Origin of the sequence: Pseudoalteromonas sp. ESRF-bin5 (genome assembly GCF_002632075.1) — a bacterium.
In the GTDB taxonomy this organism is placed as follows: domain Bacteria; phylum Pseudomonadota; class Gammaproteobacteria; order Enterobacterales; family Alteromonadaceae; genus Pseudoalteromonas; species Pseudoalteromonas marina.
Genome location: NZ_NTLW01000161.1, coordinates 1 through 6,883, shown reverse-complemented (window position 1 = coordinate 6,883; position 6,883 = coordinate 1). Strand labels below are relative to the sequence as shown.

The window sequence follows — 6,883 nt, the reverse complement described above, 5'->3', positions numbered from 1 at the left end:
CCTTCTAAGCTATAGGCAAGCTCGTCGGTATGGGTAAAACCTTTAAAAATACAGCCTGCATCCATTAATTTGTTTACACTACTTGCTGTTCGCTGGGCTGGTGGATGTGTTTTAAACCAGCAGGGATTACCTGCACTGTTTTTTTGCTTTTTAACGGCAAATACATCTTTTACGGCTAGGCGCTTAGTGCTTAGTATGCCCGTTTGACTTGATTGCCAATTACTGGGTCCATGGTCACAAAATATACCTGTGTTTTTATTTTTTAATTGCGTGTTCATTTTGTAACCCATCTACATAAAACTGACCAAATGGTTATTTACTAATTTTAAATTGAGTAAAAGAGAATAGTGTTGTTATTTTTTTCAGCTCTCTACGTAATATCTTATTTTTATTAACTGAGCACTAATTGTACTTTGCATCGGTGGTTGTGGTTTTAGCGAACTTAATACAAGCAAAAGAAATGCCAAAAGTAAATTCCTGTCCGATTGGTCAGGTTTTTGGGGGTTGCAGAGGGGGATTTATAATTTTGAAGTTTTAAAGTGGGTGTTTTTAACCGCAAAACAAACCAACTTGGTGCATTGCTGCACCAAACTGGTTGTTATTATTTACACGAATTTATTAAATAAGGGGGGCTTTACTAATTATTAGGCCATTAACGTCGCCATACAGCCAATCGTTTGGTGCTATTGCGGTACCCAGCATATTAATAACTTGGTCTTGATCGCCAAAACCGCGCTTAAGTGTGCTACGAGGGGTTGAACCAATTGCCATTACAGGTAAATTCATAGTGGCAAGTATTTCTATATCGCGGCAACAACCATTTATTACAACACCTTCCCAGCCATTTTGTAGCGCGCGTTCGGCCATAATGTCGCCAATAAAAGCAAAACGTTTGCTAGCAAATCCATCAATTACTAACACTTTCCCTTTACCATCTTGATGGAGAACATCGGCGGCAAGCGAGTTGTCTTCTGGGCAGGTTACCGTTACTGCTTGGCCACTAAAGGTGGTTTTTTTACCAAAGTGGCGCAAGCCACTATCTGCTACTTGAACCGAGTTGCGGTGATCGTCGAATAGGTCAGGGGTTGTAAAGTTTTCCATGTGTTAGGCCTCGTTTGGGGCGGGTATTTTTAAGCCAATACCTTTTAAAATTATGTGGGCAATTGATTGTGTTATTTGTGCCACGTCGGTTTCGTCATATTCTAATTTATTCATAACTAGCAGTACTTCTGCTTGAAAGTCTGCGTAGTATTGTGTTGTTGACCAAATAGTAAATAAAAGGTGATGGGGATCAACTTGGTCTATTTTTTTTGCGTCCATCCAGGATTGAAACACATCAATTTTTTGTTTAACCCAAGGCCGTGTATTTGTTCTAAAGTAGTTTTGTAAATAGGGGGCGCCACGCAAAATTTCATTGGCAAATAAACGAGATTGAAGAGGTTGGTTTACGGCAAGTATTACTTTACTTTTTATGTAGTTATAAAGCACTGCTGCGGGGTCGTCTTCAGCGGTGACGTTATCAAGGCCTAAGTTCCAATTTGCTATTATTCTGTCTATTACCGCTTCGTAAAGGCCATCTTTGCTTTTAAAGTAATACAGTATGTTAGCTTTTGGAACGTTAGCCTCTTTTGCAACCATGCTCATGCTTGCGCCGTCATACCCATTAAGAGAAAATAATTGCTCGGCGGCATTTAATATAAGCAGTTGGTTTTTTTTCCGAGTGACTTCTTTTTTATTTGGTTTTATTTGTGTGGTCATTATTGATTGTGCGTGTTTAACGTGTTGATTGATTGTAGCTTTACTGACCGAAAGGTCAATTACTAAAGTGGCTTTAAATTTAACAGCACGTAAATATGCTTAGGTATGCAGAGGTTAGATGGAGTTAGCAGGTGTGTGTTTAGCGTATAGGGAGCTAAACACACCATGGTGTTAAATACTATGTTTGTTTAGCCAGTCTAGTGCTAAAGGCCATAAAGCGGCAGACCTTTTACTAAAAAACTTCATATGGCCAATATCTTTCAGGTTATATTCACTGGGCGTTAAATGTAGCGTTTGTGCGTTAAGTTTTGGAAAAACAGAAAGCATATCAGCAACATTATCGTTATTTGCTATATCATCATCGCTGGCATTAATCCAAAGCGAAGGCATGACTAGTTCATTATAAAAATGTTGAAATACTGTATTGCCAAATGCTGATTTAACATACCCTTGTGCGTTACACCATTTTTGCCACTGTTGAGCTACGCCTATAGGTAAAGGCTCGCCCATACCAAACCATTGTGATTTAGTATGGCCAAATAGTGCATTACTCACCGGAATAACCCCATTCATAAAAAAGTGTGCTTTAACCTGATACGCCAAGCGCATATTGGTTAACTTGCCCGACGAACACGCAAAGTTAAACAGTGAGCTGAGTTGAGTGGCATTGTGCATTAAACCTACTAGCTGCCCGCCGGCACTGTGACCTATCAAATGGTAGTGGGTATTCGGAAATGTTTTCTGAAGTTGTTCTAGCACTGCGGGCATATCCTGCTCGCCCCACGATTGCAAATTCGCTTTACTATTTTTAATGCTGCCTTTAAGTGATTGGCCTATCCCGCTGTTGTCAAACGTAATAACGGCAAATCCATTTTGCTGCAAGTAAGTAGCAAAGTTTGCATAAAACTGCTGCTTAATCCCCGTTGCAGGTGCAATCATTACTGCGCCTTTTATGGTGCCTTCTGGTTTAAATACATGCGCGCTTAATGTTTGCCTGTTATTGCAGGTAATAGTGATGTGATCAAAGTGTGGTGTGGCCATTAGAGTTATTATTTTCCATATAAAGTACACAGGTGAAAAGAATAGCTGGTTAGACCAGTAGAGGCAATAATACTATTTTTCCCGTGTTCATGTCCTAATGGCAAAAAATCAAAAACAAGCTATTTTGCGTCACTATTCACCTGCGCTAGTAAGTCGAGTACTTTTTGTTGACCAAAAGTTTGTGCAAATTGCTCTGCTGTTTGGCCGGCTTTGTTTTGATGGGCGTTATCGCAATCAAGGCTGACAAGTGTTTTAGCAATGCTAAATTCGCCTCTAAATATAGCGGCCATTAGGGCCGTATTGCCACGCTTATCTTCAAGGCAGGCATTAGCGCCTAACTGTAAAAGCGTGTTAACCGTGCTTTTATTACCGTGATAAGTGGCAATCATTAGCGCGGTGTAACCTTTGTTGTTGTAACTATTAATAGGAATGCCAGCATCAACAAACTGCGTTATTACGGCGGTGTCGTCAGTACGTGCGGCAGCAAAGTAATATGCAAGTAAGCTGTCGTATTGTGCTTGTGCGGTTGTTGGCTCATTCACAGTATTTTGTTGTTCATTACCAAGGCTTAAAAAGCTCATTACTAAAGTAAATATAATAAGGAATTTACGCATACGGTTTACCTTTTAAAAAAAGAGGAAGGAGAGTCGATCCTTCCTCTTGGTTGGGTAAAATTATTAAAGTTTAGCGGCTAATTGTTTAACCATTTTAATATCGCCATTTACGGCTTTAGTTAAACGTGTACCGTACTCGCTGTCGGCTTTGTAGAAGTAGCTGAGCATTTTGTGCTTTACTTTGCTGTCTTTCACTTTGCCTAAATCGCCAGCTAAGTTGTCAACTAAGTTAGTGCGCTCTTGCTTACTAAAGCCTCGGTAAAGTACGCCAGCTTGTGCGAAGTTTTGCTGCTTTTCAATCGCGGCTTGTTGTACAAAACCTTTAAGTTCAGTGTTACTTCTGCGTGCAATTGGGTTTTCTGCAACGTTTTCGTGACTTGGTTGGTAGTTCACATTACTTGTTGTATTACCGTAGTTCATTGCGCCGTCTTGGTTGTAGTTAACCACATCAACTTTTGCGCGGTTAATTGGCAATTGTTGGTGGTTAGCACCTAAGCGGTACATTTGTGTATCTGAGTATGAAAACACACGCCCTTGTAATAGTCTGTCTTCAGATGGCTCAATACCCGGGATTACATTTGCCGGTGCCATTGCAACTTGTTCTGTAGATTGAAAGAAGTTAGTTGGCATACGGTTTAAGGTCATTGTACCCACTTTTGTTTCTTTAACGTCTAACCACATTTTTGTTGCATCTAATGGGTTGTAATCAAAGTCGTCTAACTGCGATGGGTCAAGTGTTTTAATGTATAGGTCCCACTTAGGGAAGTTGCCTTTACCAATTTCGGTGTACAGGTCGCGTGTTAAGTGTTGAAAATCTTTTCCTTGTACTTCGGCTACTTCTTTTGAATCTAGGTTGTCGATACCTTGTTGGCTTACCCAATGAAACTTAACATATTTAACATCGCCTGATTTATTAATCATTTTATATGCATGTACGCCCCAACCATCCATTTTACGTAAGCTAGCTGGTGTACCGTAGTCGCTGTATACCCACGTTAACATGTGAGTAGAGCCCGGCTCGTACGAGAAAAACTCAAATAAGCGGTTAGGATCTTGAATGTTATCTACCGGAGATGGCTTTAACGAGTGAACCATATCTGGGAATTTAATCGCGTCACGGATAAAGAACACAGGTAAGTTGTTACCTACTAAATCCCAATTACCTTGGTCTGTGTAAAATTTTGTAGCAAAACCACGAGGATCACGCAGCGTTTCAGGGCTACCTTTTGAGTGAATTACTGATGAAAAACGAACAAATACGTCTGTTTCTTTACCTGCTTCTGCAAATGGCGCCGCAATTGTTAAATCGTCTAGTTCTTTTGAGGCTACAAACACGCCGTGTGCGCCAGTTCCTCGCGCATGCACTACACGTTCAGGGATACGCTCGCGTGCAAAACGTTGCAGCTTTTGAATTAGGTGTACGTCTTCAAGCAATACACTGCCGCGCTCACCGGCGGTCATTGAGTTTTGATTATCGCCAACAGCTGCGCCGTTGTCCTTTGTAAGAGTGGTAACCGCACTTGCAGGTAATGCCACTGCAAGGGCTAATGCGCTTAAAGTTAATTTAGTTTTTGTTGTGTTTATTTGAGTTTTCATTGTCGACTTCATTATTTAAAAGTGCCGGCAGTGTTGCTGGCTGTTTAACTGTTAACGAGTGTATGGGTTAAATTTATTTCGGTAAAATTGATTGTTTAGATTGTAATAATCACAAAAGTAGATTGGCATCTGCAGTAAATACACTTGCTGTGAATACGGCATGCGATTTTAGTCGTGACAGCTAAAATCAAAACTAATGAAAATCAACAGCTTTTGTATTGAGGTGTTGATTATTTGAACTATGTAGCGAGTTTTTAAGTTCACACCGTGTTGACATATCATAATAATAAAGAGAATATGCTCACTATATGGGCTTATGCTCAAGGTTGTGTTTGCATAAAACTAAATGCAATAAGGTAAAAAAATGAACCCTAAAATTGAATTGGTTATTTTTGACTGTGATGGCGTTGTAATTGACAGCGAAGTTTTAAGTGCGCAAGTGCTCATCGATATGCTTGTTGATAAAGCGGTGTTTATTGACCGTGCTTATGTACAAGAACATTTTTTAGGGTGCAATTTTAAAGCGGTTACTCAAAAGATAGCTGATGCTTTTAATGTTGAATTGCCAGAGCGATTTGAAGCTGATTATAGAAATGCACTTTTACATGAGTTTGAAACAGCCCTAATGCCCACAAATGGCATTAAAGAGGTATTGGCTAATTTAGCTACACCTAGCTGTATAGCAACTAGTAGTAGCCCTGCACGAACAGAAAAGGCATTAAGCGTCGTTAAATTGAGTCATTATTTTGATGAGGTGTTTACTTCAAGTGAAGTAAAAAATGGCAAACCTGCGCCGGATTTATTTTTACACGCCGCTAAAAAAATGGGGGTTAACCCAGCCCATTGCTTGGTAATAGAAGACTCTATAGCGGGCGTGAGTGCGGCGCTTGCCGCAAACATGCAAGTACTTCATTACAGCGGTGGAGGGCATATGCAAGGAGCTGTTAATTTTGTTCACAAGGCATACCCCGAGGTTGCTCATTTAACAGCTTGGAAAGCGTTTTATGAAATGTATCCAACCCTAAAAATATAAAAACAGCGTTGATTTAGTCCCACACTGACATGAATGACGTTGTTTAAGAATTTTCGAGGTTGTGTGCTTAGCCGCACACACAACTAAATGCACGTTTTTGTGATTATTATCGTGTTAAAACAATAGGAAGTACCATGGCAACGAGTCCACACACACACACATTTAAAGATGTGAACGAAGAGCAACTTCCCGTTGCTAATAATAAGCTTCATGGTTGGAAGCATTTTGCCGGATTATACGCGGGTGAGCATGTTGCAGCCACTGAGTTTGTTATTGGTGCAACATTTGTTGCACTGGGTGCATCAACCATCGACATTTTACTAGGTCTATTAATTGGTAATTTATTAGCAATGTGTTCTTGGTGGCTAATTACAGCGCCAATTGCAGTAGAGACGCGTTTAAGTTTATATAATTATTTGAACAAAATTGCTGGTAACTCAATGACTAAGCTCTATAACTGGGCTAACGTCATTATTTTTAGTGTTATATCGGCTGCGATGATTACGGTATCGTCCACTGCGGTTCGATTTTTATTTGATATTCCCGCACAGTTAGATTGGTACCCAAATAGTTTAGCGTTTGTGGGTATTGTTTTAGCCGTTGGCTCTATTGTTGTATTTGTGGCTATGTATGGTTTTTCTACTGTAGCTGACTTTTCTAAAATTTGTGCACCTTGGCTATTTGTTATTTTTATAGCGGGCTCGTTTGCACTTTTCCCTGAACTTTCAAATCATGTAATTGGGTCAACCACTTTAACCAGCTTTAGTGACTTTATGACCATTGGCGACTCATCCATATGGACAGGTACGAATGCAGAAGGGGAGCAGGGAATTGGCCTACT

The 6,883-nt window shown here is 40.1% G+C and carries 6 protein-coding genes and 2 pseudogenes; 2 read left to right on the top strand and 6 right to left on the bottom strand.

Annotated features, from left to right (window positions below; all coding sequences use genetic code 11):
- The 6 genes and pseudogenes from BCG07_RS09060 to BCG07_RS09035 all read right to left on the bottom strand — a co-directional run.
- Positions 1 to 278 (bottom strand): annotated as a pseudogene (locus tag BCG07_RS09060) (amidase family protein); the annotation flags it as partial.
- 340 nt (positions 279 to 618) lie between these two features.
- Positions 619 to 1,101 (bottom strand): putative 4-hydroxy-4-methyl-2-oxoglutarate aldolase, encoded by a 483-nt coding sequence (locus BCG07_RS09055; protein WP_008128543.1) that lies wholly within the window; start codon positions 1,099 to 1,101, stop codon positions 619 to 621.
- Between the two features lie 3 nt (positions 1,102 to 1,104).
- A complete protein-coding gene (locus tag BCG07_RS09050) occupies positions 1,105 to 1,758 on the bottom strand; it encodes a TetR/AcrR family transcriptional regulator (RefSeq protein WP_286889899.1) in 654 nt (217 codons plus the stop codon).
- A gap of 171 nt (positions 1,759 to 1,929) precedes the next feature.
- Complete coding sequence (locus tag BCG07_RS09045; RefSeq protein ID WP_008128547.1) at positions 1,930 to 2,799, bottom strand: alpha/beta hydrolase family protein; 870 nt, start codon at positions 2,797 to 2,799, stop codon at positions 1,930 to 1,932.
- A 119-nt stretch (positions 2,800 to 2,918) separates the two neighbouring features.
- On the bottom strand, positions 2,919 to 3,380 hold the full coding sequence (locus tag BCG07_RS09040) for an ankyrin repeat domain-containing protein (RefSeq protein ID WP_502694055.1): 462 nt from the start codon (positions 3,378 to 3,380) through the stop codon (positions 2,919 to 2,921).
- A gap of 96 nt (positions 3,381 to 3,476) precedes the next feature.
- Positions 3,477 to 5,009, bottom strand: a complete 1,533-nt coding sequence (locus tag BCG07_RS09035; protein ID WP_286889897.1) for a catalase — start codon at positions 5,007 to 5,009, stop codon at positions 3,477 to 3,479.
- Positions 5,010 to 5,373: 364 nt separating this feature from the next.
- Here BCG07_RS09035 and BCG07_RS09030 point away from each other — a divergent pair, with 364 nt between their 5' ends.
- Positions 5,374 to 6,042 (top strand): HAD family hydrolase, encoded by a 669-nt coding sequence (locus tag BCG07_RS09030; protein ID WP_008128555.1) that lies wholly within the window; start codon positions 5,374 to 5,376, stop codon positions 6,040 to 6,042.
- A gap of 134 nt (positions 6,043 to 6,176) precedes the next feature.
- Positions 6,177 to 6,883, top strand: a pseudogene (locus tag BCG07_RS09025) (hypothetical protein); the annotation flags it as partial.